The sequence below is a fragment of the Pantoea sp. B65 genome, from assembly GCF_047308185.1.
In the GTDB taxonomy this organism is placed as follows: Bacteria; Pseudomonadota; Gammaproteobacteria; order Enterobacterales; family Enterobacteriaceae; genus Erwinia.
Map to the genome: position 1 here is coordinate 232623 of NZ_JAHXPU010000016.1, position 24719 is coordinate 257341.

The window sequence follows — 24719 nt, forward strand, 5'->3', positions numbered from 1 at the left end:
GTTGGCCTTTATGGCCTGAGTCACAGATTAAGGCCTGTTGCGCGTCTGCCGTTGCGTTATCATCACCGCTTAATGATTACAGGGGTCAGATTATTTAATGTCTTATTGGATCAAGCCGCTGCTCATATTGCCGTTTTTGTTGGTTAGCAGCTTACGGGCCGAGCCGCTGCAAAAGACATTTTCCGACTGGCAAGTGACCTGTAATAACCTTAATTTTTGTGAGGCACGCAGTACCACCGGTGATAATGGTCTGGTGATGACGCTCTCTCGTCATGCCGGAGGCGATGACCGTCCGCGGTTGCGCATTGATTATGGTAATCACAATAGCGGTGAACTGAGCGGCGGCCCCTTGCAGGGTAACCTGCTGCTTGACCAGCAGCGCCTGCGGCCCGATCTGCAACACTGGACGGTAGAACCGCATCATCTCTCGACCTCGCATCCCGTCGCGATCGACGAATTTCTCGCCCAGGTGATGGATACCAATACCCTGCAGCTGACTTACCGGCCACAGGCGATGATTTCATTACACGGTATGAAAGCCGCTCTGCTGCTGATTGATGATATTCAGGGGCGGATCAATGGTATGAGCGCCTGGGTTAGCCGTGGGGATCGCCGGGCGTTTGATGTGCCGCCCGAGCCTGGCGCGCCGTCGCTAAAGATGGCGCCGCACCCGCCGGCGCCGCTGACGCGTGAAGAGAGTAACGGCCTGATTGATTTTGCTACCTGGCGCCTGGATACCAATGAGTGCTCCCTGGATTCGATGCGTCGCGAGGTTAGCGTTGCGCCGCTGACCGATCAGCAGGCACTGCTGCTGGTGAGCTGTGAAATGGGCGCCTACAACGTTATTTATTTAGCATTTGAAGTTACGCGGACGCTGCCGTATCGCGCCCGCGGTATCAGCCTGGATTTGCCGTTTACGCCGCCCGGCAGCAGCGAAACGCAGATGGAGTTAATGAACGCTGAGTTTGATGCCGCCAGTGGTCAGCTGCTGACCTTTTCAAAAGGGCGCGGACTGGGCGACTGTGGCAATACTTCACGCTGGCAGTTTGACGGGCAGGGTTTTGTGCTGGCCAGTTATGCCGAAGAGTCAACCTGCGACAGCTGGCATGGCAGCGATCAATGGCCGACGTTATGGGTGACCCGCGACACAATATCAGAACGGGAGCCATAAATGTGACGGGAGCCATAAATGGCTCCCCTACAGTGTTTCAGATAAGCCATTGTAGGGGCGGCATTAATGCCGCCCGTGCCGAAGATTAGCACCACAGAGAATGGCGGCATGAATGCCGCCCACAACCTCAGTGCGGTTTTAGCAGTGCTTCAGCATGGCTGACAATATTTTCCACCGTAAAGCCAAACTCGACAAACAGCTTCTCGGCCGGAGCCGACTCACCAAAGCCGGTCATGCCGACAATCGCACCGTTCAGGCCGACATATTTGTACCAGTAATCGGCAATTCCCGCTTCGACCGCCACGCGGGCGGTAACCGTCGAAGGCAGCACCGATTCACGGTAAGCGGCATCCTGCTTATCAAACATATCGGTTGATGGCATCGATACCACCCGGACCTTGTGACCGCTGGCGCTGAGTTTCTGTGCGGCGCCAAGGGTGATTTCCACCTCGGAACCGGTGGCGATTAAAATCACATCCGGCGTACCCTCCGCATCCAGCAGCACGTAAGCGCCGCGCGAAATATTCTCCAGCTGAGCCGGCGTGCGTTCCGGTTGCGCCAGATTCTGCCGTGACAGGATCAGCGCGGTAGGGCCGTGGTGGCGTTCCACCGCATGTTTCCATGCTACTGCGGTTTCAACCTGATCGCACGGACGCCAGACGCACATATTCGGCGTCAGACGCAGGCTGGCGAGCTGCTCGACCGGCTGGTGGGTCGGGCCATCTTCGCCAAGGCCAATCGAATCGTGGGTATAGACCATAATCTGACGGGCTTTCATCAGTGCCGCCATCCGCACCGCATTACGCGCATATTCGACAAACATCAGGAAGGTCGCGGTATAAGGTACAAAACCACCATGATGGGCAATGCCGTTGGCAATTGCCGTCATGCCGAACTCACGCACGCCATAATGGATATAGTTTCCAGCAACATCCTCTTTAATCGATTTCGAGCCGGACCAGATGGTCAGATTACTTGGCGCGAGGTCAGCGGAGCCGCCAAGAAATTCCGGCAACAACTTACCGTACGTTTCCAGTGCATTCTGTGACGCTTTACGGCTGGCAATCTTCTGCGGATTAGCCTGCAGCTGCGCAATATATTTTTGCGCTTCCGCCTGCCAGTTCTCCGGCATGCCGCCGTCCATGCGGCGGGCAAACTCTTTTGCCAGCTCCGGATAAGCCGCCTGATAAGCCGCGTATTTCTGGTTCCAGCTTGTTTCTCTTTCCTGACCGGCGGCTTTGGCATCCCACTGGCGATAAATCTCTGGCGGGATTTCAAACGGCGGATAATTCCAGCCGAGCGCCTTACGCGTCAGGGCCACTTCTTCCTCACCCAGCGCCGCGCCGTGCGCTTCCTCTTTACCGGCTTTATTCGGCGAACCGAAACCAATAATGGTACGGCAGATAATCAGCGACGGCTTGTCAGTAACGCTCTGCGCCTGCTTAATCGCCTGCGCTATCGCCTCAGGATCGTGGCCGTCAATTTCATGCACCACGTGCCAGTTATAGGCTTCAAAACGTTTTGCGGTGTCATCGGTAAACCAGCCTGCGGTTTCACCATCGATGGAGATGCCGTTGTGATCGTAAAAACCGATCAGTTTGCCCAGACCCAGCGTACCTGCCAGCGAAGAGACTTCATGGGAGATGCCTTCCATCAGGCAGCCATCGCCCATAAACACATAGGTGAAGTGGTCGACAATATTATGTTGCGGCCGGTTAAACTGCGCGCCGAGCGTACGTTCCGCAATCGCCATACCGACGGCGTTTGCCAGACCCTGACCCAGCGGGCCGGTGGTGGTTTCCACCCCCGGGGTATAGCCGATTTCCGGGTGACCCGGCGTTTTCGAGTGCAGCTGGCGGAAGTTTTTCAGCTCTTCCATCGGCAAATCGTAGCCGCTGAGGTGCAGCAGGCTGTAGAGCAGCATCGAACCATGGCCGTTAGAAAGAATAAAACGGTCGCGATCGGCCCAGGCCGGATTGGTCGGGTTGTGTTTGAGGAAATCGCGCCACAGCACTTCAGCGATGTCTGCCATCCCCATTGGGGCTCCGGGATGACCCGATTTAGCTTTCTGTACGGCATCCATACTTAGCGCACGAATTGCGTTAGCAAGCTCTCTACGTGAAGACATATCTTCTCCCCTGTTTTTTTGGCGGAAATAAAGCACGGGCGATGCGGTCATCGTCCGTGCATACAGATAGTGGCAGGGCTGAACTACAGTCTGGCGGCCAGCACATCTTCCAGTTTCTGCTGGTCGACAGCGAACTGACGGATGCCCTCAGCCAGTTTTTCGACTGCCATTGGATCCTGGTTATGCTCCCAACGGAATTCCGCTTCTGACAGCGGCGTCGGCTGGTGGAAGGCTTCCGTCGACGGCGCCAGTTTACGTTCCACCGGCGCATCGCTGGCCTGTAGCTCTTCCAGCAGGTTAGGGGAGATAGTCAGGCGATCGCAGCCAGCCAGCGCGAGGATCTGTTCAACTTTACGGAAGCTGGCGCCCATGATCACCGTGTTATAACGATGCTGTTTGTAGTAATCATAGATAGCGCGGACGGATTTCACGCCTGGATCTTCATCCGCCACATACGGGTTCAGGGGTTTGCGGCTGTTGTACCAGTCGTAAATACGGCCGACGAACGGCGAAATCAGGAACACGCCCGCTTCGGCGCAGGCCCGTGCCTGAGCAAAGGAGAACAGTAGCGTCAGGTTACAGTTGATGCCATTTTTCTCCAGCTCTTCGGCGGCGCGGATACCTTCCCAGGTTGATGCCAGTTTAATCAGGATGCGTGAACGGTCGATGCCGTGGTCTTCGTACATTCTCACCAGTTTTTCGGCTTTGGTGACGCACATACCGCGATTAAACGACAGACGTGCATCCACTTCGGTGGAAACCCGGCCCGGCACGCTTTTCAGAATCTCCATGCCGAGATTAATCGCCACTTTATCGCTGGCGTTGATAATCTGCGTCTCTTTGCTGCCACCCTGTTTTTTGGCGTAATCGATAGCATCGTCGATCAGGTGTTTGTAGGAGTCGAGGCCGGCGGCTTTCAGAATAAGAGAAGGGTTGGTGGTTGCATCTTCAGGATGATAATTACGAATGGATTCAATATCGCCACTATCCGCCACCACGGTAGTGAACTGTTTTAATGCCTCTAGCTGGTTCATCTGTTGTCTCCTTGATAAGCAATCGCTAATGCCGGAACCGGGCGCGTCAGGAGGATCGCCTCTCCACCTGCGGCGCCCGATCCAGTGAATTCAGGTAGTCCACCTTGCATCAGACGCATTGCGGTGAAAATGCGTTTTCTCTGATTATTGCGATGGGCTTAGCCAATGTCGGCCGCTGGTGAGGGGTATAGCGGGTCTGCTTTGTTGCCATAGAGCGCCATGCAGCGACGGCTGTATCTGTGTCATTCATCTGCATTAAGCATAGCAGAGCAGGAGAAATGCGTGGCTAACTGGTGCTGGCCCTGGCGCAAACGGACCGGGATAATTTTGGAAATTATTTCCATATTTAGCTTCTGCTGCTGAAAAATTTGAAGCGCTTCATGTTTTTTCCACTTTTGCCACTTCTATACTGTTCGACTCGGACCTTTCAATAACCAGCCAAGGATTCTGACGATGGACGAACAACTGAAGCAGAGTGCGCTCGATTTTCACCAGTTCCCTACCCCGGGTAAGATTCAGGTCTCCCCCACGAAACCACTGGCAACACAGCGCGATCTGGCGCTGGCCTATTCACCAGGCGTGGCCGCGCCTTGTCTTGAGATCGCCAAAGATCCGTTAGCCGCGCATAAATATACCGCACGCGGCAACCTGGTGGCGGTTATCTCTAACGGCACCGCGGTGCTGGGACTGGGCAATATTGGCGCGCTGGCAGGTAAGCCAGTCATGGAAGGTAAAGGGGTGCTGTTTAAAAAGTTCGCCGGTATCGATGTATTTGATATCGAAATCGATGAGCTGGATCCAGACAAACTGATTAACGTGATCGCCGCGCTGGAACCCACTTTTGGCGGCATTAACCTCGAAGATATCAAAGCGCCGGAGTGCTTCTATATTGAGAAAGCGCTGCGTGAACGGATGAAAATCCCGGTGTTCCATGACGATCAGCACGGCACGGCGATAATCTGTACCGCCGCGGTGCTGAATGGTTTACGGGTAGTGAAGAAAAATATCACCGACGTACGGCTGGTGGTTTCCGGCGCCGGCGCTTCGGCGATTGCCTGTATGAACCTGCTGGTGGCGCTGGGTTTGCAGAAACACAATATCGTGGTGTGCGACTCGAAAGGGGTGATCTGGCAGGGGCGCGATGAGAAAATGGCGGAAACCAAAGCGGCGTATGCGATAGCGGATGACGGCAGACGTAGCCTGGATGACGTGATTACCGGCGCGGATATTTTCCTCGGCTGTTCCGGACCGGGAGTGATGAGCCAGGATATGGTGAAGCGCATGGCGCCCAACCCGCTGATTCTGGCGCTGGCCAATCCTGAGCCGGAAATTCTGCCGCCGCTGGCGAAGGAAGTGCGCCCTGACGCCATTATCTGCACCGGTCGTTCGGACTATCCGAACCAGGTCAATAATGTGCTCTGTTTTCCGTTTATCTTCCGTGGCGCGCTGGATGTCGGCGCCACCGCGATTAACGAAGAGATGAAGCTGGCGGCGGTGCATGCCATCGCTGAGCTGGCGCTGGCGGAGCAAAGCGATGTGGTGGCTTCCGCCTATGGCGATCAGGAGCTGACCTTTGGCGCCGATTACCTGATCCCGAAACCTTTCGATCCGCGGCTGATTGTTAAGATTGCGCCGGCAGTCGCCAGAGCGGCAATGGAGTCCGGGGTGGCGACCCGACCTATCGAAGATTTTGACGCCTATCGCGAAAAACTGACGGAATTTGTCTATAAAACCAATCTGTTTATGAAGCCGATCTTCTCCCAGGCACGCCAGGATCCGAAACGCGTGGTGCTGGCGGAAGGTGAAGAGGCGCGGGTGCTGCACGCCACCCAGGAGCTGATTAGCTTAGGGCTGGCGAAGCCGATTCTGATTGGCCGTCCGAGTGTGATTGAGATGCGTCTGCAAAAACTCGGGCTGAAAATTGAGGCCGGAAAAGATTTTGAAGTGGTCAATAACGAGTCCGATCCGCGTTTTAAAGCCTACTGGACGGAGTATTACCAGATTATGAAACGGCGCGGGGTCTCCGCCGAAGAGGCGCAGCGGACGGTTATCGGCAATCCTACGCTGATTGGCGCAATTATGGTTCATCGTGGCGAGGCGGATGCGCTGATTTGCGGCACCATCGGCGATTATAAATCCCATTATGATATCGTGGAAAAACTGTTTGGTTTTCGTTCCGATGTGAAGATGGCCGGGGCGATGAATGCGCTGTTACTGCCCAGCGGCAACACCTTTATTGCCGATACCTATGTTAACGAAGATCCGACCCCGAAAGAGCTGGCGGAGCTAACGCTGATGGCTGCCGAAACCGTGCGTCGTTTTGGTATTGAGCCGAAGGTGGCGCTGTTGTCGCACTCCAGTTTTGGTACTTCTAATGCACCGGCGGCGCGCAAGATGCGTGAGACGCTGGCGCTGGTGAACGCCATGGCGCCGGATCTGGAGATTGACGGCGAGATGCATGGTGATGCCGCGCTGGTGGAGAGTATCCGGCACGATTTAATGCCGGACAGCCCGCTAAAAGGCGCAGCCAATATTCTGATTATGCCGAATGTGGAAGCGGCGCGGATCAGTTATAACCTGCTGCGCGTCTCCTGTTCGGAAGGGGTCACCGTCGGGCCGGTACTGATGGGGATCGCCAAACCGGTGCATGTACTGACGCCGGTCGCCTCGGTGCGGCGTATCGTCAATATGGTGGCGCTGGCGGTGGTAGAGGCGCAAACCCAGCCGCTGTAAGCGCGATATATTTGCCGCCCATACCCATCACCATCACCATCACCATTGTAGGGGCGGCATTTATGCCGCCCGTCTAAATGGTTTGCACCAGCCGCAATGTCGGCATTTATGCCGCCCGTCTAAATGATTTGCACCAGCCGCAATGTCGGCATTTATGCCGCCCGTCTAAATGGTTTGCACCAGCCGCAATGTCGGCATTTATGCCGCCCGTCTTACAGCCAGTCGCGTACCGGCAGAAAATCACGATACAGCGCAGCCTCGGCCGATCCCTCTGCCGGCTGATAATCATATTCCCAGCGCGCCAGCGGAGGCATCGACATCAGGATCGATTCGGTGCGGCCGCCGGTTTGCAGACCGAACAGGGTGCCGCGATCCCACACCAGATTAAACTCCACATAGCGACCACGACGGTACAGCTGGAACTGCCGTTCACGCTCGCCCCACGGCAGCGCTTTGCGCCGTTCAACGATCGGCAGATAAGCGTCGAGGAAGCCACGTCCTACCGCCTGAATAAAATTGAAGCCGTAATCAAAATCCGGGCTATTCAGATCGTCAAAAAACAGGCCGCCGATTCCGCGTTGCTCATCGCGATGTTTTAGCCAGAAATAGTCATCACACCATTTTTTGTAGCGCGCGTAGACCTGGTCGCCAAACGGCTGGCAGAGATTAAACGCCGTCTGATGCCAGTGCACCGCATCTTCCTGAAAACCATAAAATGGCGTTAAGTCGAAGCCGCCGCCAAACCACCATACCGGCGCTTCCCCCGGTTTTTCGGCAATAAAGAAACGCACATTGGCATGGCTGGTCGGCACATAGGGGTTTTCCGGGTGGATAACCAGTGAGACGCCCATCGCTTCAAAGCTGCGGCCCGCCAGTTCCGGGCGATGCGCGGTAGCGGAAGCCGGCATGGTGTCGCCGTGCACATGGGAGAAATTTACGCCTGCCTGCTCAAATACCCCGCCGTTGCGCAGTACGCGGCTGCGTCCGCCGCCGCCGCCGGGGCGCTGCCAGTTATCTTCGGCAAACTGCGCCACGCCATCGGCGAGTGTCAGTTGCTGACAAATCTGGTCCTGCAGCGAGAGCAGAAACTGTTTTACGCTAGCAATATCGGGAGAGTTCATAAACATGCCGTAGTTAATCATTTTTGCCGATTATACCTAACCGGGGCGCCGATTGTGACGATCAAAATCATCGAAATAACTGACGATACCGCTAACAATGGCGGCGGCAATTTTTTGCCGGAAGGCGGTTGTGCCTAACAACTGCTCTTCGTCAGGGTTAGTGATAAATGAGGTCTCGACCAGTACTGATGGGATCGACGGTGATTTCAGCACCGCAAAGGCGGCCTGCTCGGTGTGCTGGCTGTGCAGATGATGCACCGGACGGATCTGATTCAGCACATGTCTGCCCAGCGTCAGACTGTTTTTAATGGTATCGGTTTGCACCAGATCAAACAGGATCTGCTGCAGATAGTGATCCTGCTCAGCTACTTTCACGCCGCCAACATCGTCAGCGGCGTTTTCGCGGTCCGACAGGTAGCGGGCCATGGTGCTGCTGGCGCCGCGATTAGACAGCGCGAACACCGATGCGCCGCTGGCGTCCGGGCTGGTATAGCCATCAGCATGAATCGACATAAACAGACTGGCGCCGTGCTGGTGTGCGATCTCCACGCGCTGAAATAACGGAATAAAATGGTCGCTTTCACGCGTCAGGTGCACTTCAATCTGCTGATGCCCGCTCAGCAACTGGCGAATGTGGTTAGCGATCTCCAGCACCACATGCTTCTCTTCCGAACCCTGATGGCCGATAGCCCCGGAATCAATACCGCCGTGGCCGGGGTCGATCATCACAATTTTTTTGCCATTGCTGGCGGCCGGGGCCGGCGGCGTATGGCCGGCGCTGGTTTTCAACTGCTCCTGCGCCCGTGCGCCCTTAGCGGAGAACAGCGCCAGCGCCAGCCCGGAGAGTAACAGCTGGCGGCGCGATGCCAGAGGTGTCAGTGGTGAAAATTTTTTCATAGTAGTCCTGCCCGGCATAAGAGAGGGGATTGTTATATCGTATCAATTAACGGGCGGCGACCCCGGAACTATTTCAGTGTTTTACTTTTTATTTCAGCGGGCTAATAACGGGAAAAGGTTTTTTTTCCCGCCGAAAGGGATTCGCCCCTTGCACCGGCGTAAGAATGCGTGATAATCAGCAAATTGTGCTAAACATTTGAGAATACTCCATGGAAATCCGCGTATTCCGCCAGGACGATTTTGAAGAAGTCATCACTCTCTGGGAGCGTTGCGACCTGTTACGTCCGTGGAACGATCCCGAGATGGATATTGAACGCAAACTGAATCATGACCCCGACCTGTTTCTGGTGGCGGTGGTGGGGGGGGAAATCGTCGGTACCCTGATGGGCGGCTACGACGGTCATCGTGGGTCGGCCTATTATCTTGGCGTGCACCCTGATTACCGTGGTCGCGGCTTTGCCAATGCGCTGATTAACCGGCTGGAAAAAAAGCTGATTGCGCGCGGCTGCCCGAAAATTAATCTGATGGTGCGCGAAGAGAATGATGCGGTGATCGGCTTTTATGAAAAGCTGGATTATGAAATGCAGGACTCGGTTTGCCTCGGCAAGCGTCTGATTGAAGATCGCGAATATTAAGCCGTAGCCGGGCGGGTTCACTCGCCCGGGTTGACCCTTCTCCGTGGTACTCCTGATTATCTATGACCTCTCCCGACGATTACGACCATAAAGGCCAGCTACGGTTGCCGGTCACATTCTGGATTATTCTGCTGTTACAGGCGCGGACCTGGCTGTTATTTGTCATGGCCGGCGCGTCACGGCAGCAGGGCTCGCAATTACTGGAACTGTTTTATCCCGACACCCGGTCATTCTGGATCGGTATGGCGTCGGGGGTTCCGGCGGCCATTGGCCTGCTGCTGACCGGCTATCGCCAGCGTCTGCCGCGGCTGTGGCAGAGCTGGCGCTGGGTGTTGTGCCTCGATTTGCTGGCGATGCTGCTGTTGCAGGGGCTGACGTTATGGTGCGGGGATGAGGCATTCTCGCCGCTGGTGCTGCTGTTTGTGCTATTTGATCTGCTGGCGCTGGGCTATGTGCTGTTTAGCCAACGCCTGCGTCACTGTTTTGATCGAAAGTTAAATGGCGCGGAATAAAACTTTTTCCGTGGCCCGCACTCAAAGCTGACTCACACGGGTTACGTGTTGACTACAGGAGTTGCAATGAAATCTGTTTATCCGGCGCTAATTGTCGCCGCGCTATTAGCCACCGGTTGTGCCAGCTCCGGCTCGCAATCTGAAAGCAGCTGGTGGAATCCGTTTGCCAAAGTATCCTGGTCAAGCCTCTCGCCGTTTAACTGGTTTGGCTCCTCGTTACAGGTCACTGAGCAGGGCGTCGGCGGGCTGAATGGCAGCACTGCCCTGAACGCCAGCGCCATCGACAACGGTCTGAAGGGGCATTACACCCTGCGCCAGGGAATGCGTACCAGCAATGGTGATGTGGTCTCGTTCTGGCAGGCGCTGGATGACGGCAAGGTGAAGCTGGTGATTAACGGCAAAAGCACGGTCAGCAGCGTTGAGGTGATGGATGAAGCCGTCACCAGCAGCGATGGCAGCAAAATCGGCAATAAATTCAGCGATCGTTACAGTAAAGCTTTTGGCGCCTGTGAGAAAGCCGCCGGTTCCGACAGCAGCGCGGTAGAGTGTAAAGCGCCGGGCAGCCAGCATATCAGCTACCTTTACAGCGGCGAATGGCATGGCCCGGAAGACTTAATGCCGTCTGACGACACGCTGAAAAGCTGGACGCTGAGTAAAATCATCTGGCGTAGCTAATTACCGCGGTTAATTTGCCGTGGCGCAAGATGCTGTCTGAAACATCGCGTATGATAAGCGCTTAAATTGCTTCGCGTTTAATATCATACTCAGGAGAACCTCCGCATGTCTCAGTTTCAGAGCGGCATTTTACTGGAACATCGCCGTTTTGCGATTTATCTCGAAGCCAGCGTTCAGGGCGATTTAGACGCGATTCGCAGTGGCAGTAAACAGTTTCTGCAGCAGCTGGCGCAGTTACAGCTGCAATACCCGGATGCCGGTTTGGGCGCGGTGCTGGCCTTTGGCCATAGCCTGTGGCGCGATCTGCAGGCCGGGCAGGGAGCGGCAGAACTGAAAGCGTTTCTGCCGCTGGGCAAAGGGATGGCGCCCGCCACGCAGCGCGACCTGCTGATTCATATCCAGTCACTGCGCCATGATGTCAACTTCAGCGTGGCGCAGGCGGCACTGGCATCGTTTGGCGCGGCGATAACGATCGAAGAGGAAACTCACGGTTTTCGCTGGACAGAAGATCGCGATCTTACCGGTTTTGTTGATGGCACCGAAAATCCCCAGGGCGAGAAGCGTCAGCAGGTGGCGATTATTGCCGACGGCGACGATTGCGGCGGCAGCTACGTCTTTACCCAGCGCTGGCAGCATAATCTTACCCAGTGGCAGCGTCTGGACGTCAGCAAGCAGGAGCAGGTGATTGGCCGCAGCAAAGTGGCCAATGAAGAGCTGGATAGCGCGACGCGCCCGGCAACCTCGCATATCAGCCGCGTTGATTTAAAACAACATGGTCAGGGGCTGAAAATCTTGCGTCAGAGCCTGCCCTATGGCAGCGCCAGCGGCACTAACGGCCTGTTCTTTATCGCCTACTGCGCCACGCTATATAATATTGAGCAGCAATTGCTGAGCATGTTTGGCGAGACCGACGGCAAGTATGATGCGATGCTGCGCTTTACCAAACCGGTTAGCGGCAGCTACTTCTATGCACCATCACTTAACCAGCTGATGGCGCTATAATCCGCCCGGAGCAACCCTGCGCGCCCGGGGGGTTATTTCCTGCTGTTGCATAACCTTACCCGGGCGCTTATAGCTTTTTCGACTTCCAAATCACCAAACGGTATATAAAACCGTTACAGCTTTTACCTGCGTTATAAATACACTGATGGTCACTGGTGGCATTCGCCAGATGCTGACTTCAGGGTGCTAAATGACTTCTTCCAGGATAAACAAATTCGTAAGCGGCGCAGCGTTATCTCTGCTGCTGGCGAGCGCTGCGCAGGCGACAGAGCTGCTTAACAGCTCTTATGACGTCTCACGGGAGCTATTTGTTGCGCTGAATGCGCCCTTTGAAAAGCAGTGGGCGCAACAGCATCCTGGCGATACGCTGACCATCAAACAGTCGCATGCCGGTTCATCAAAACAGGCGCTGGCGATTTTGCAGGGCCTGAAAGCCGATGTGGTGACCTATAACCAGGTGACCGATGTGCAGATTCTGCACGATCGCGGCCAGCTGATCCCGGCTGACTGGCGGCAGCGTCTGCCGAATAACAGCTCGCCGTTTTACTCCACCATGGGTTTCCTGGTGCGCAAAGGTAACCCGAAAAATATTCATGACTGGAGCGATCTGGTTCGCAGCGACGTGAAGCTGATTTTCCCGAACCCAAAAACCTCCGGCAACGGGCGCTATACCTGGTTAGCGGCCTGGGGGGCTTTTGATCAGGCGGATGGTAAAAATCAGGCTAAAACCGCTCAGCAGATGGCCCGGTTGGTGAAGAACGTCGAAGTATTTGATACCGGCGGGCGCGGCGCTACCACCACTTTTGTCGAGCGCGGTCTGGGTGATGTGCTGATCAGCTTCGAGTCGGAAGTGAATAATATTCGCAACCAGTACGGTAAAGACGATTACCAGGTGATCGTGCCGAAAACCAATATTCTGGCGGAGTTCCCGGTGGCGTGGATCGATAAAAATGTCGAACACAACCACACTACGCTCGCGGCGCGGGAGTACCTGAACTACCTCTGGACGCCGCAGGCGCAGCAGATCATCACGCAGTACTACTATCGCGTGAATAATCCTGAACTGATGGCGCAGCAGAAAGATCGTTTCCCGCCAACTGCCCTGTTTCGTGTGGAAGATGCGTTTGGCAGCTGGGAGCAGGTGATGAAAACCCATTTCGCCAGCGGTGGTGAGTTAGATAAGTTGTTAGCGGCGGGGCGTGGGTAATGTTTGCAGCAAGCAGTAAACGGGTATTGCCCGGATTTGGCATCAGCCTTGGCAGTAGCCTGTTCTTCACCTGTCTGGTGTTGTTACTACCGTTAAGCGCGCTGTTAATGCAGCTGTCGCAGATGACGCTGGCGCAGTACTGGGAAGTGATTACCAATCAGCAGGTAGTGGCGGCATATAAAGTGACGCTATTGTCCGCCGGCGTGGCGTCAATTTTTAATGCGCTGTTCGGTATGCTGATGGCGTGGATCTTAACCCGCTACCGCTTTCCGGGCCGCGGCCTGCTGGATGGCCTGATGGATTTACCGTTTGCCCTGCCGACGGCGGTCGCCGGTTTAACGCTTGCCGGGTTGTTCTCGGTGAACGGCTGGTATGGCGAGTGGTTAGCGCAGTTCGGCATTAAAGTCTCTTACACCTGGCTGGGTATTGCCGTTGCGATGGCGTTTACCAGCATCCCGTTTGTGGTGCGTACCGTACAGCCGGTGCTGGAAGAGTTAGGGCCGGAATATGAAGAAGCGGCGCGAACCCTCGGCGCCAGTCCGTGGCAGAGCTTTCGCCGTGTGGTATTGCCGGAGGTGGCGCCCGCGCTGCTGGCCGGAACCGCGCTGTCGTTTACCCGCAGCCTCGGTGAATTTGGCGCGGTGATTTTTATCGCCGGCAATATCGCCTGGAAAACCGAAGTGACCTCGCTGATGATTTTTGTGCGCCTGCAGGAGTTTGATTATCCGGCCGCCAGCGCCATCGCCTCGGTGATCCTCGCCGCTTCGTTGCTGCTGCTGTTTGCCATTAATACTCTGCAGAGCCGCTTTGGCCGCCGTCTGGGAGGTCATTAATGGCTGATATCTCCGAATTTAAAGGCGCCGTGCGCCCGCGCATTAACTGGAGCAAATGGCTGCTGATTAGTCTCGGCGTGCTGATCTCTCTGGGATTGCTGGTGGTGCCGCTGGTGGTTATTTTTGTTGAAGCGTTTGCCCAGGGCATTGGCGCGGTGTTCAGCAATCTGCAGGATGCCGATATGTTGCACTCCATCTGGCTGACGGTGCTGGTGGCATTGATCACCGTCCCGGTTAACCTGGTGTTCGGGACGCTGCTGGCATGGCTGGTGACGCGCTTTACCTTTCCCGGCCGCCAGCTGTTGCTGACGCTGTTTGATGTGCCGTTCGCGGTATCGCCGGTGGTCGCCGGGCTGATTTATCTGCTGTTTTACGGCACCAACGGGCCGGTAGGCGGCTGGCTGGATGCGCATAATATCCAGCTGATGTTCTCCTGGCCTGGCATGGCGATGGTGACGATATTTGTTACCTGTCCGTTTGTGGTGCGTGAACTGGTACCGGTAATGCTGAGCCAGGGCAGCCATGAAGATGAAGCGGCGGTGCTGTTGGGCGCCTCCGGCTGGCAGATGTTTCGGCGCGTAACGCTACCGAATATTCGCTGGGCCTTGTTATACGGCATTGTGCTGACCAACGCCCGCGCGATTGGCGAGTTTGGTGCGGTCTCGGTGGTATCGGGATCGATTCGCGGCGAAACCTATACGCTGCCATTACAAATCGAATTACTGCATCAGGATTACAACAGTGTGGGCGCCTTTACTGCCGCCGCACTGCTGACCGTGATGGCGATAGTGACACTGTTTCTGAAAAGCGCACTGCAATGGCGATTAGAGAGCCAGGACAAGCGTTTGCAACAGGAGGGAAATCATGAGCATTGAGATTAACTACATCAATAAATCTTTTGGCCGCACGAAAGTGCTGAATGACATCTCGCTGGATATCCCTTCTGGCCAAATGGTGGCGCTGCTCGGTCCTTCCGGTTCCGGTAAAACCACCTTACTGCGTATTATCGCCGGTCTGGAGCATCAGAGCAGCGGTCAGCTGAGCTTTCATGGCAAAGATGTCAGCCGCCTGCATGCGCGTGACCGTCAGGTCGGCTTTGTCTTCCAGCATTACGCCCTGTTTCGCCATATGACGGTATTCGACAATATCGCCTTTGGTCTGACGGTGCTGCCGCGTCGTGAGCGTCCTTCGACGGCGGTCATTAAACAGAAGGTCACCCAGTTGCTGGAGATGGTGCAACTGAGCCATTTAGCGAATCGCTATCCGGCGCAGCTGTCAGGCGGTCAGAAACAGCGTGTGGCGCTGGCCCGCGCGCTGGCGGTAGAGCCGCAAATCCTGCTGCTGGATGAACCCTTTGGCGCGCTGGATGCGCAGGTGCGTAAAGAGCTGCGCCGCTGGCTGCGTCAGCTGCACGAAGAGCTGAAATTCACCAGCGTGTTTGTGACCCACGATCAGGAAGAAGCGATGGAAGTCGCCGACCGTGTGGTAGTGATGAGTCAGGGGAATATTGAACAGGTCGGTACGCCGGATGAAGTCTGGCGTGATCCGGCAACGCGTTTTGTGCTGGAATTCCTTGGTGAAGTGAACCGGTTTGACGGAGAGATTCACGGTTCGCAATTCCATGTCGGCGCGCATCGCTGGCCGCTGGGTTACGCTCCGGCGCATCAGGGGAAAGTGGAGTTGTTCCTGCGCCCATGGGAAGTTGACGTCAGTCGTCAGAGCAGCCTGGAAACGCCGCTGCCGGTGCAGGTACTGGAAGTCAGCCCGCGCGGTCATTACTGGCAGTTAGTGGCCCAGCCTGCGGGCTGGCATTCTGACCCGATTACGCTGGTGATGGATGGCGATAGCGTGGCGCCGATCCGCGGTGAACGTCTGTTTGTTGGTTTGCAGCAGGCGCGTCTGTATAACGGCGATGTGCCGCTGCGGGCGGTTGCCTTTGCCGAAAGCGCCTGATATTTTCTGGTGGTGCAACTCCGTGCCACGGAATATCTGAAACACTCCAGGGGAGCCATTTGTGGCTCCCCTGTTGATTGGGAACTACAGTGACGACACTCGAACAGACCATCGGTAATACACCTCTGATTAAATTACAGCGCCTGACAGCGGCTAACGGCAGTGAAATCTGGCTGAAACTGGAAGGGAATAACCCGGCCGGTTCAGTAAAAGATCGCGCGGCGTTGTGGATGATTCAGCAGGCGGAGCAGCGTGGTGAAATTCATCCGGGAGAGGTGCTGATTGAGGCAACCAGCGGCAATACCGGCATTGCTCTGGCGATGATCGCGGCAATGAAAGGCTATCGGCTGAAGCTGCTGATGCCGGACAATATGAGTATTGAGCGTCAGGCGGCGATGAAAGCCTATGGTGCGGAACTGATTCTGGTCAGCAGGCAGCAGGGGATGGAAGGCGCGCGCGATCTGGCGCAGGAGATGGCGGCACGCGGCGAAGGCAGAGTGCTGGATCAATTTAATAATCCGGATAACCCGCTGGCGCATTACCGTACCACCGGGCCGGAGATCTGGCGGCAGAGCAACGGACGCCTGACCCATTTTGTTTCCAGTATGGGCACCACCGGCACCATTACCGGCGTCGGTCGCTATCTGAAAGAGCAGGGCGCCAGAGTTGAAATTGTCGGCCTGCAGCCGGAAGAGGGCAGTGCCATTCCGGGTATCCGCCGCTGGCCGCAGGCTTATCTGCCGGGTATCTTTCGCCCGGAGCTGGTTGACCGGGTGATTGATATGAGCCAGAGCGAAGCGGAGCATACTATGCGTCAGCTGGCGCAGCGGGAAGGGATCTTTTGCGGCGTCAGTTCCGGCGGCGCGGTGGCGGCCGCCCTGCGTATTGCCGCAGAGCAGCCCGGCAGCGTGGTGGTGGCGATTATCTGCGATCGCGGCGACCGCTATCTCTCCACCGGGGTCTATAACTAACGCCGAACCCGCATTTATTCACGTTCCAGCGCATGGATCGGATCCATCCGTGCGGCGCGCCGTGCCGGAAAGAAGCCAAACAACACGCCGATCAGGCTGGAACAGACAAAAGCGGCAATAATCGAAAACGGTGAATAGATCATCGCAAAATTGCTGCTGGTCTGTGCCAGAATAATGCCCGGCGCCAGCGCCAGCAGTACGCCAATTACCCCGCCGGTCAGACAGACCAGCACCGCCTCAATCAGAAATTGCTGCATAATATCGCTGGCGCGCGCGCCCACCGCCATGCGCACGCCAATTTCGCGGGTTCGTTCAGTGACCGACACCAGCATAATATTCATCACGCCGATACCACCGACCAGCAGGGAAATCAGGGCGATAGCGGCAACCAGCAGGGTCATGGTATTGGTGGTGCTTTCAATGGTTTTACGGATACTGTCGGTATTTAAAATAAAGAAATCTTTGTTGCCATGGCGCTGCAGCAGCAATTTGCTGACACCCTGCTCGGCCGCGTTAAGATCGATATTATCCCTGATGCGCACCGTAATACCGCTAAGCCAGGTTTTACCCATCATGCGTTTCATCACGGTGGTGTAAGGCAGCCAGATATTAAGATTACTGTCGCTGCCAAAACTACTCTGGCGCGTGGCGACCCCCACAATCCGTACCGGCATATTATCGAGAATGACCACTGCTCCCAGCGGATTTTCATCAGCGGGAAACAGTTTTTTCAGCGTATTTTCATCAATCACCGCTTCCTGAGCGAGCGTATCGACGCTGCTGCGGGTAAATGCCATGCCGCGGGTCAGGGTATAGCCGCGGACGGCAAAAAATTGCTCGCCGACGCCATTGGCCGCCACCGTCAGTGCCTGGTTGCGATATTTCAGCGTCGTGCTGTGAGTAATTGACGGCGTAACACTGTGCACATAGGGCTGCTGCGCAAGGGCATCGGCATCGCTGGCACGCAGCGTCTGGATGCGCGCCGAGCGCATATCGCCAAAGTCAGTACCGGGGAAAATATCCAGCGTACTGGTCCCCATGGCGCTGATTTCTTTCAGGATCATTTGCTGAGAGCCTTTTCCCAGCGCCACCACCGCCACCACCGAGGCGATGCCGATAATAATACCGAGCATGGTAAGAAAGGTTCGTAGCCGCTGCGACATCATCGATACCAGCGCCATCTTAAAGGCTTCGCTTAGCCGGTCAGATAGCGCGCGCCAGGGATGAGTCAGCTGCGCTGCGTGGGCAGGGATGCGCGCCGCAGGCAGCGGTTTTTTGCTGCGGTTATCGGCCATGATTGCACCATCATGGATTTCGATAATCCGATCGGCGGTTTGGGCGATGCGGATATCGTGGGTGACGATCACCACGGTATGCCCCTGCTGATGCAGATCGCGCAAAATAGTCAGTACCTCTTCGCCGCTATGGCTGTCGAGGGCGCCGGTCGGTTCATCGGCAAGGATCACTTCACCGCCGTTGATCAGCGCGCGGGCGATACTGACACGCTGCTGCTGGCCGCCGGAAAGCTGGCCCGGGCGATAGTGCAGGCGTTCACCCAGCCCGAGGCGGGTCAGCAGTTCGCTGGCACGCTGGCGACGTTCGGCATGACTTTTTCCGGCATAGATCGCCGGGATCTCCACGTTGCCGAGGGCGCTAAGATCGCCGAGCAGGTGATAGCGCTGAAAGATAAAACCGAAGTGTTCGCGCCGCAGTTCGGCCAGCGCGTCGCTGTTCAGTTGCGCGGTGGCGTGACCGGCGATCAGATAATCGCCGCTGCTGGCTTTATCCAGACAGCCAAGCAGATTCATCAGGGTGGATTTGCCGGATCCGGAGGCGCCAACGATCGCCACAAACTCCCCGGCGTCAATCGACAGATTAATATCTTTCAGCACCCGCACGCGCTGCTCACCGCTGATAAACTCACGGTTAATATGATTAAGCTGCAGAAGCGCCATCCGCTATCTCCCCATCGGCGCATCGGGGCGCATACTGTCTGTGGAGGTTCCCTCGCTGATGATCACCCGTTCTCCGGCTCGCAGTCCGGCAGTAATTTGCGCTTCAATATTGTTGTTAATCCCAACCTGAACTTCACGCCGGGTGACATTCTGCCGATCGTCCACCACCCGTACGCTGGTTTTACCATTGACCTTATCCAGCGCGGTGGCAGGGATAACAATTGCGCCAGGCCGATCGCCCAGTACGATATGCACCTCTGCGCTCATCGAAATCCGCAGCGTCTGCTGCGGATTGGCGACATCAAACAGACCATAGTAGTAAATCGCCTCACTGGTGGCGGATGAGCTGCCGGTGCTGCTACTGGCGGTGCTGACGCTGCTGTCGGTATTGATGGAATCAGGGGCGGGTTCAATGGCGCGCAGGGTGGCGTAGTAGCGCTTATCCGGCTGGCCGAGGATGGTAAACCACACTTTCATCCCCGGCCTGACGTTCACCACATCGGCTTCGGAAATCTGGGCTTTCACCGTCATGGTATCGAGGTTGGCAACTTTAACAATGGTGGGCGCGCTCTGTACCGCATTTACCGTCTGGCCCTCTTCGACCGGAATCGACACCACGGTGCCATCCATTGGCGAGGTGATTTTGCTATAGCCGAGATTCACCTGGGCAGTATTGACCTGGATCTGCGACTGGATAATCTGCGCGTCCAGCGCCCGGATCTCGGCCTCAGTACCGTTGAGATTTGCCAGCGCGCTATCGTAATCCGCTTTGGCCGTCAGATTTTTCGCCAGCATCGCTTTTTGGCGTAAAAAAGCCGCATTATAGTTGGCTACCATCGCCTGCTTTGCGGCGCGCTGCGCTTCGACATTTTTCAGCGCCGCCTGAGCATTTCTCAGTTCGTTTTGCTGCGTCATGCTGTCGATTTCCGCAATCAGCTGGCCCTGTTTGATCTGTTCACCGAGCGCCACCTGCAGCGATTTAATCTGACCCGAGGCCTGGGCGCCGACGCTGACCTGCCTGCTGGCGGTGATCTTGCCATCGGCCAGCACGGTCTGTTGTAGATCGCGCTGTTCGGCCAGCGCCGTAATATAATTGGGTTTCTGCTGAACTTTATGCAGGGTAAACCAGCCAAACAACCCGGTAACTGCCACAATTAGCAGAGAGATAATGATCCAGCGTCGACCTGAAGCCCGGCGTAATTCCATAACAAAACAATTCCTTAATCCGTGTAGTGACAGATGTAGTGACAGATATAGCGTAAAACTTTACGGCAATACAGCTAAACCAGCGTTCAAGGATATGCTGTTTGACTGTAAGGATTGAGTAAAATCAGCTGCTAAACCGCCTGGCACAGGTGAAAATAGCGTCAACTATGACCGAGAGAAGCATAATGAAAATTTTATTAGTCGACGACGATGTTGAATTAGGCACCATGCTGAGTCAGTACCTGATTGGCGAGGGCTTTGATGCATCGCTGGTGCTAACCGGCAAAGCGGGTGTGGAGGGGGCGCTTTCGGGAGACTATACCGCGATGATTCTCGATATCATGCTGCCGGATATGAGCGGCATTGATGTGCTGCGTCAGGTACGCCAGAACAGCCGGCTGCCGGTGATTATGCTGACGGCGAAAGGCGACAATATCGACCGGGTGATCGGCCTGGAGATGGGGGCGGATGACTATATGCCGAAACCCTGCTATCCGCGTGAGCTGGTGGCGCGTCTGCGTGCGGTACTGCGTCGGTTTGAAGAGCAGGTCCCGGCGCCGGAGAAAAAAGATCTTATCACCTGGGGCGATCTGGCGCTTAATCCGGCGACGCGCATCAGCGAATGGAAAAATAAGCCTTTTGATCTGACCGCGTCAGAATTTAATCTGCTCGACCTGCTGCTGCGCTCGCCGGATCGGGTGGTATCGAAAGATGAGCTGTCTGAAAAGGGCTTAGGGCGTCCGCGCGAAGCCTATGACCGCAGTGTTGATGTGCACATCAGTAATATTCGTCAGAAGCTGTCGCAGCTGACCGCTGATACCATCAATATTGAAACGGTGCGCAGCATCGGTTATCGCATTCGATGAAGAGTCGTTTATTCTGGAAAATCCTGTTTGGCTTCTGGCTGGTATTTCTGGTGATCAGCCAGCTGTTATGGCTGGGTTTTTCGCTGAATGGCAAACATCATGAACCGCCGGAAAATATCACCGTTCGACGTATTGTTAACCTGCAGATGACCTCCGCCGTCTCGGTATTACAGCGCGGCGGCTTGCAGGCGCTGAATGATATGATGGCTGGCTGGTCGCCGGCAGACCGGCGCTTCTTCTCGGTGGTGCCGATGGCGATACCGCCGCAGGAGCAGTCACGCCGCGAGCTCGATAAGATACTGCCGCCGGGCGAGTTCCCGAAAGAAGTGATTGAATGGGTGACCGGCGCCGATGGCAAGCAGTATATGCTGCGTTATGACGTAAGGGGCTTACGCGAGGACAGCGCCCTTGGCGGCCATCCCCCACGCAGCATCCTGAATATCCCGGAACCCATGTTTGTCTTCGCCGGTGTCGCCGGTTTACTGTTTAGTCTGCTGCTGGCGTGGAATCTGACGCGTCCGATGCGCCAGTTGCGCGAAGGTTTTGCCCGGGTATCGAAAGGCGACCTCTCGGTGCGTCTCTATCCGGTTATGCGTCGTCGCCATGATGAGCTGTCAATTGTGGCCAGTGATTTTGATGCGATGGTCGAACGTCTGTCGGTGCTGGTGCGCGCGCGCGAAGAGTTACTGCACGATGTCTCCCATGAGCTACGCTCGCCGCTGGCGCGCTTGCAGCTGGCTACCGGACTGGCGCGCCAGATGCCGGCCTCGGTTGAAAGTTCGCTGGACCGCATTGATGAGGAAGCGCGACGTCTGGATAAGATGATCGGCGAACTGCTGACGTTGTCGCGGGCAGAGAATGATGCGATGCCCGACGAGCAATATTTCGATCTGCGTGGCCTGCTGGAAGTGGTGGTCAACGATGCGCGCTATGAGGCGCAGGTGCCGGGCGTGGAGATCCTGCTGGAGACCAGCAACCATGCGGACTTTACCGTAAAAGGCAATGCTGAGCTGATCCGGCGCGGAGTGGAGAATGTGGTACGCAACGCGCTGCGTTTTTCATTGCAGGGACAGCAGGTGAAAGTGAGTCTGCGCCAGGATAATAACTGGCTGGAGATTAATGTCAGTGACCAGGGACCGGGTGTTGATGCGGATAAACTTTCCAGTATTTTTGACCCTTTTGTGCGCGTTAATTCTCCGTTAATGGGTAAGGGGTACGGCTTAGGCCTGTCGATTGTGCGTAAGGTGATCCTCGCCCATCAGGGGGAAGTCCATGCGGTTAATGGCAAGCAGGGCGGTCTGGAACTGACCATTCGTCTGCCGCACTGGGTGGCCTAATGGCAAAAAAAAACGGCACCTCAGGTGCCGTTTTTTGATGATATCGGTTATTACTTTTTGATACGGATGATCGGGGTTTCACCCACCACTACGGTACCGGTAAGCTTAATCAGCTCTTTGATCTCGTCCATATTGGAGATCACTACCGGAGTCAGCGTTGATTTTGCTTTTTCTTCCAACAGCGCCAGATCAAACTCGATGACCACGTCACCTTTCTTCACTTTCTGGCCTTCTTCAGCGATGCGTTTAAAGCCTTCGCCTTTCAGTTCAACTGTATCAATACCGAAGTGGACAAACAGCTCAATGCCGCTGTCAGATTCGATAGAAAAAGCATGGTTAGTTTCGAAAATTTTACCAATGGTACCATCTACCGGCGCAACCATTTTGTTGCCAGCAGGTTTGATGGCGATACCGTCACCAACAATTTTTTCTGCAAACACAACATCCGGCACATCCTCGATATTTACGATTTCGCCAGACAGTGGTGCAACGATCTCAATGGCACCAGATGTTGTTTCTGATTTATCGCCAAAAAGTTTAGAAAACAAACCCATGATCTTCTCCTAAGCAGTAATATTGGGCCAGCGTCTCGCGGAATCAGCAGAGTGTTTTTTCTTCAATGAACTTGTTGACCAGGTTCATTAACTCTTCCGCTGTCGGTTGAGCCAGAGCCTGCTCTGCTAATGCCTTCGCATCTTCAAAATTCGTATTACGAATGATTTTCTTGATGCTTGGGATAGAAATGGCACTCATACTGAATTCATCCAGCCCCATTCCCAATAACAGTAGTGTAGCACGTTCATCACCTGCCAGCTCACCACACATACCGGTCCATTTGCCTTCAGCATGAGAAGCATCAATAACTTGCTTGATCAGGCCAAGTACGGACGGCGTCATTGGGTTGTAGAGATGGGAAATCAGGTCGTTGCCACGATCAACCGCCAGAGTATACTGCGTCAGGTCGTTTGTCCCAATACTAAAGAAATCAACTTCTTTCGCCAGGTGACGCGCAATGACCGCCGATGCCGGTGTTTCCACCATAATACCGACTTCGATGCTCTCATCGAAAGACTTGCCTTCTTCACGCAGCTGGGCTTTCAGCAATTCCAGTTCAATTTTCAGCGCACGTACTTCTTCAACCGAAATAATCATCGGGAACATGATACGCAGTTTGCCGAAAGAGGAAGCGCGCAGGATGGCGCGCAGCTGCGCGTGCAGGATCTCTTTGCGGTCCATAGCGATACGAATGGCGCGCCAGCCGAGGAACGGGTTGTCTTCTTTTGGCAGGTTCATGTACGGCAGATCTTTGTCGCCGCCGATATCCATGGTACGCACGATAACTGCCTGTGAACCCATGCCTTCCGCCACGGCTTTATAGGCCTGGAACTGTTCTTCTTCGGTTGGCAGCGAGTCGCGATCCATAAACAGGAATTCGGTACGATACAGGCCGACACCTTCAGCGCCGTTGCGCTCTGCACCGGCGATATCACGCACGGTACCGATGTTGGCGCACACTTCAACCTGATGTCCATCAAGGGTGATGGCCGGCAGATCTTTCAGTTTCGCCAGATCGTTTTTCTCGGTAACATATTGATTATGTACCGCTTTTAGTTCCTCGATAACTTCAGCAGTCGGGTTAACATAAATTTTGTTGTTAACGCCATCGAGAATCAGATAATCATCATTTTTAACGCGACTGGTGACGTCACCGGTACCGACAATCGCAGGCAGTTCCAGGGAACGCGCCATAATCGAGGTATGTGAAGTACGGCCACCCAGATCGGTAATAAAGCCCAGCACCTTGTTCAGGTTCAGCTGTGCGGTTTCTGAAGGGGTTAAATCTTTTGCTACCAGCAGCACTTCGTCTTTAATGGCGCTCAGATCGACGATATGCAGGCCGAGAATGTTCTGCAGCAGACGTTTACCGATATCGCGCACGTCAGCCGCACGCTCTTTCAGGTATTCATCGTCCAGCTCTTCCAGAGCCTTAGCCTGACCTTCAATCACCGAGTGAGCCGCAGCGTCAGCAGAGGCATGCTCGTCTTTAATCAGGGCTATGATTTCCTGCTCCAGCTCTTCATCTTCCAGCAACATAATGTGGCCTTCGAAGATGGCTTCTTTTTCTTCACCGAATGTTTCGCCGGCTTTGATTTTGATCGCTTCGAGCTGTTCAGCGGCCTTACTGCGGCCATCCAGGAAGCGTTGAACTTCCTGATCCACGTGTTCAGCAGAAATCTTTTTCCGGTTAATGACGATTTCATCTTCCTTCAGCAGAAGTGCTTTGCCGAAAGCGATACCCGGTGATGCTAAAATGCCTGAAATCATAACCTTACCTTTTTATAACGATGGCTTATTAGGCGACAAAAACGCGGTGCCAGAGTTGCAAAAGTGTACTTTACGGAAGCAACAACGCGGACGTGATGTCCGCGATCAAAATATTTGCACTCACTTCTGCCTGATCAAACAGTTGCCCCGACGGACCG

21 protein-coding genes are annotated in these 24719 nt (G+C 55.2%); 13 read left to right on the forward strand and 8 right to left on the reverse strand.

What is annotated here, in order from left to right:
• Positions 1-97: 97 nt before the first annotated feature.
• The gene (locus JWF83_RS06460) at positions 98-1171 is read left to right on the forward strand and encodes a DUF1176 domain-containing protein (RefSeq protein ID WP_413649374.1); all 1074 of its coding nucleotides are present in this window, start codon (positions 98-100) and stop codon (positions 1169-1171) included.
• A gap of 127 nt (positions 1172-1298) precedes the next feature.
• On the opposite strand, the gene tkt is transcribed toward JWF83_RS06460, so the two are convergent.
• Both tkt and tal read right to left on the reverse strand, forming a co-directional pair.
• Complete coding sequence (gene tkt / locus JWF83_RS06465; RefSeq protein ID WP_413649375.1) at positions 1299-3299, reverse strand: transketolase; 2001 nt, start codon at positions 3297-3299, stop codon at positions 1299-1301.
• Between the two features lie 83 nt (positions 3300-3382).
• Complete coding sequence (tal, locus tag JWF83_RS06470) at positions 3383-4333, reverse strand: transaldolase (RefSeq protein ID WP_413649376.1); 951 nt, start codon at positions 4331-4333, stop codon at positions 3383-3385.
• A 453-nt stretch (positions 4334-4786) separates the two neighbouring features.
• Between tal and maeB the strand changes: the two genes are divergently transcribed.
• Positions 4787-7066 (forward strand): NADP-dependent oxaloacetate-decarboxylating malate dehydrogenase, encoded by a 2280-nt coding sequence (gene maeB, locus JWF83_RS06475; RefSeq protein ID WP_413649377.1) that lies wholly within the window; start codon positions 4787-4789, stop codon positions 7064-7066.
• A 212-nt stretch (positions 7067-7278) separates the two neighbouring features.
• On the opposite strand, the gene hemF is transcribed toward maeB, so the two are convergent.
• Entirely contained in the window at positions 7279-8187 is a 909-nt protein-coding gene (gene hemF / locus JWF83_RS06480) for an oxygen-dependent coproporphyrinogen oxidase (RefSeq protein WP_413649378.1), read from the reverse strand.
• 36 nt (positions 8188-8223) lie between these two features.
• Entirely contained in the window at positions 8224-9084 is an 861-nt protein-coding gene (gene amiA, locus JWF83_RS06485; protein ID WP_413649379.1) for an N-acetylmuramoyl-L-alanine amidase AmiA, read from the reverse strand.
• 209 nt (positions 9085-9293) lie between these two features.
• Between amiA and JWF83_RS06490 the strand changes: the two genes are divergently transcribed.
• From JWF83_RS06490 to cysM, 9 genes are all read left to right on the forward strand, one after another.
• Complete coding sequence (locus JWF83_RS06490; RefSeq protein WP_413649380.1) at positions 9294-9719, forward strand: GNAT family acetyltransferase; 426 nt, start codon at positions 9294-9296, stop codon at positions 9717-9719.
• A 62-nt stretch (positions 9720-9781) separates the two neighbouring features.
• A complete protein-coding gene (locus JWF83_RS06495) occupies positions 9782-10231 on the forward strand; it encodes a DUF2919 domain-containing protein (RefSeq protein WP_413649381.1) in 450 nt (149 codons plus the stop codon).
• Between the two features lie 66 nt (positions 10232-10297).
• Complete coding sequence (locus JWF83_RS06500; RefSeq protein WP_413649382.1) at positions 10298-10906, forward strand: RpoE-regulated lipoprotein; 609 nt, start codon at positions 10298-10300, stop codon at positions 10904-10906.
• Positions 10907-11011: 105 nt separating this feature from the next.
• Complete coding sequence (locus tag JWF83_RS06505) at positions 11012-11908, forward strand: Dyp-type peroxidase (RefSeq protein WP_413649383.1); 897 nt, start codon at positions 11012-11014, stop codon at positions 11906-11908.
• Between the two features lie 190 nt (positions 11909-12098).
• Positions 12099-13115: a sulfate ABC transporter substrate-binding protein gene (locus JWF83_RS06510; RefSeq protein ID WP_413649384.1), complete on the forward strand. Its 1017-nt coding sequence runs from the start codon at positions 12099-12101 to the stop codon at positions 13113-13115.
• Positions 13115-13948, forward strand: a complete 834-nt coding sequence (gene cysT / locus JWF83_RS06515; protein ID WP_413649385.1) for a sulfate/thiosulfate ABC transporter permease CysT — start codon at positions 13115-13117, stop codon at positions 13946-13948. Before JWF83_RS06510 ends, cysT begins: the two co-directional genes overlap by 1 nt.
• Positions 13948-14823: a sulfate/thiosulfate ABC transporter permease CysW gene (gene cysW, locus JWF83_RS06520; protein ID WP_413649386.1), complete on the forward strand. Its 876-nt coding sequence runs from the start codon at positions 13948-13950 to the stop codon at positions 14821-14823. The genes cysT and cysW overlap by 1 nt, the downstream gene beginning before the upstream one ends.
• On the forward strand, positions 14813-15901 hold the full coding sequence (gene cysA / locus JWF83_RS06525) for a sulfate/thiosulfate ABC transporter ATP-binding protein CysA (protein WP_413649387.1): 1089 nt from the start codon (positions 14813-14815) through the stop codon (positions 15899-15901). The genes cysW and cysA overlap by 11 nt, the downstream gene beginning before the upstream one ends.
• An 89-nt stretch (positions 15902-15990) precedes the next feature.
• Positions 15991-16872 (forward strand): cysteine synthase CysM, encoded by an 882-nt coding sequence (cysM, locus tag JWF83_RS06530; protein ID WP_413649388.1) that lies wholly within the window; start codon positions 15991-15993, stop codon positions 16870-16872.
• Positions 16873-16886: 14 nt separating this feature from the next.
• Here cysM and JWF83_RS06535 read toward each other — a convergent pair whose 3' ends face one another.
• Both JWF83_RS06535 and JWF83_RS06540 read right to left on the reverse strand, forming a co-directional pair.
• Positions 16887-18827 (reverse strand): MacB family efflux pump subunit, encoded by a 1941-nt coding sequence (locus JWF83_RS06535; RefSeq protein WP_413649389.1) that lies wholly within the window; start codon positions 18825-18827, stop codon positions 16887-16889.
• A 3-nt stretch (positions 18828-18830) separates the two neighbouring features.
• A complete protein-coding gene (locus JWF83_RS06540; RefSeq protein WP_413649390.1) occupies positions 18831-20033 on the reverse strand; it encodes an efflux RND transporter periplasmic adaptor subunit in 1203 nt (400 codons plus the stop codon).
• 185 nt (positions 20034-20218) lie between these two features.
• On the opposite strand from JWF83_RS06540, the gene JWF83_RS06545 reads away from it, so the two are divergent.
• Entirely contained in the window at positions 20219-20899 is a 681-nt protein-coding gene (locus tag JWF83_RS06545; protein WP_413649391.1) for a response regulator transcription factor, read from the forward strand.
• Positions 20896-22236, forward strand: coding sequence for an ATP-binding protein (locus tag JWF83_RS06550; RefSeq protein ID WP_413649392.1), 1341 nt, complete (start codon positions 20896-20898; stop codon positions 22234-22236). The genes JWF83_RS06545 and JWF83_RS06550 overlap by 4 nt, the downstream gene beginning before the upstream one ends.
• A gap of 50 nt (positions 22237-22286) precedes the next feature.
• On the opposite strand, the gene crr is transcribed toward JWF83_RS06550, so the two are convergent.
• Together crr and ptsI are read right to left on the reverse strand one after the other, a co-directional pair.
• Positions 22287-22790 carry a PTS glucose transporter subunit IIA gene (gene crr, locus JWF83_RS06555; protein WP_413649393.1) on the reverse strand — a complete coding sequence of 168 codons (504 nt, stop codon included), beginning with the start codon at positions 22788-22790 and terminating at the stop codon, positions 22287-22289.
• Between the two features lie 43 nt (positions 22791-22833).
• The gene (ptsI, locus tag JWF83_RS06560) at positions 22834-24561 is read right to left on the reverse strand and encodes a phosphoenolpyruvate-protein phosphotransferase PtsI (RefSeq protein ID WP_413649394.1); all 1728 of its coding nucleotides are present in this window, start codon (positions 24559-24561) and stop codon (positions 22834-22836) included.
• Between the last annotated feature and the right edge of the window lie 158 nt (positions 24562-24719).

Excerpts from the sequence above, each read along its gene's own strand:
- JWF83_RS06540 (WP_413649390.1), bottom strand. The coding sequence starts at position 20,033 with ATGGAATTACGCCGGGCTTCAGGTCGACGCTGGATCATTATCTCTCTG.
- JWF83_RS06510 (WP_413649384.1), top strand. The coding sequence starts at position 12,099 with ATGACTTCTTCCAGGATAAACAAATTCGTAAGCGGCGCAGCGTTATCT.
- ptsI (WP_413649394.1), bottom strand. The coding sequence starts at position 24,561 with ATGATTTCAGGCATTTTAGCATCACCGGGTATCGCTTTCGGCAAAGCA.
- hemF (WP_413649378.1), bottom strand. The coding sequence starts at position 8,187 with ATGAACTCTCCCGATATTGCTAGCGTAAAACAGTTTCTGCTCTCGCTG.
- JWF83_RS06505 (WP_413649383.1), top strand. The coding sequence starts at position 11,012 with ATGTCTCAGTTTCAGAGCGGCATTTTACTGGAACATCGCCGTTTTGCG.
- JWF83_RS06545 (WP_413649391.1), top strand. The coding sequence starts at position 20,219 with ATGAAAATTTTATTAGTCGACGACGATGTTGAATTAGGCACCATGCTG.
- JWF83_RS06500 (WP_413649382.1), top strand. The coding sequence starts at position 10,298 with ATGAAATCTGTTTATCCGGCGCTAATTGTCGCCGCGCTATTAGCCACC.
- tkt (WP_413649375.1), bottom strand. The coding sequence starts at position 3,299 with ATGTCTTCACGTAGAGAGCTTGCTAACGCAATTCGTGCGCTAAGTATG.
- JWF83_RS06495 (WP_413649381.1), top strand. The coding sequence starts at position 9,782 with ATGACCTCTCCCGACGATTACGACCATAAAGGCCAGCTACGGTTGCCG.
- cysW (WP_413649386.1), top strand. The coding sequence starts at position 13,948 with ATGGCTGATATCTCCGAATTTAAAGGCGCCGTGCGCCCGCGCATTAAC.
- JWF83_RS06535 (WP_413649389.1), bottom strand. The coding sequence starts at position 18,827 with ATGGCGCTTCTGCAGCTTAATCATATTAACCGTGAGTTTATCAGCGGT.
- cysA (WP_413649387.1), top strand. The coding sequence starts at position 14,813 with ATGAGCATTGAGATTAACTACATCAATAAATCTTTTGGCCGCACGAAA.
- JWF83_RS06460 (WP_413649374.1), top strand. The coding sequence starts at position 98 with ATGTCTTATTGGATCAAGCCGCTGCTCATATTGCCGTTTTTGTTGGTT.
- JWF83_RS06490 (WP_413649380.1), top strand. The coding sequence starts at position 9,294 with ATGGAAATCCGCGTATTCCGCCAGGACGATTTTGAAGAAGTCATCACT.
- maeB (WP_413649377.1), top strand. The coding sequence starts at position 4,787 with ATGGACGAACAACTGAAGCAGAGTGCGCTCGATTTTCACCAGTTCCCT.
- crr (WP_413649393.1), bottom strand. The coding sequence starts at position 22,790 with ATGGGTTTGTTTTCTAAACTTTTTGGCGATAAATCAGAAACAACATCT.
- amiA (WP_413649379.1), bottom strand. The coding sequence starts at position 9,084 with ATGAAAAAATTTTCACCACTGACACCTCTGGCATCGCGCCGCCAGCTG.
- cysT (WP_413649385.1), top strand. The coding sequence starts at position 13,115 with ATGTTTGCAGCAAGCAGTAAACGGGTATTGCCCGGATTTGGCATCAGC.
- tal (WP_413649376.1), bottom strand. The coding sequence starts at position 4,333 with ATGAACCAGCTAGAGGCATTAAAACAGTTCACTACCGTGGTGGCGGAT.
- JWF83_RS06550 (WP_413649392.1), top strand. The coding sequence starts at position 20,896 with ATGAAGAGTCGTTTATTCTGGAAAATCCTGTTTGGCTTCTGGCTGGTA.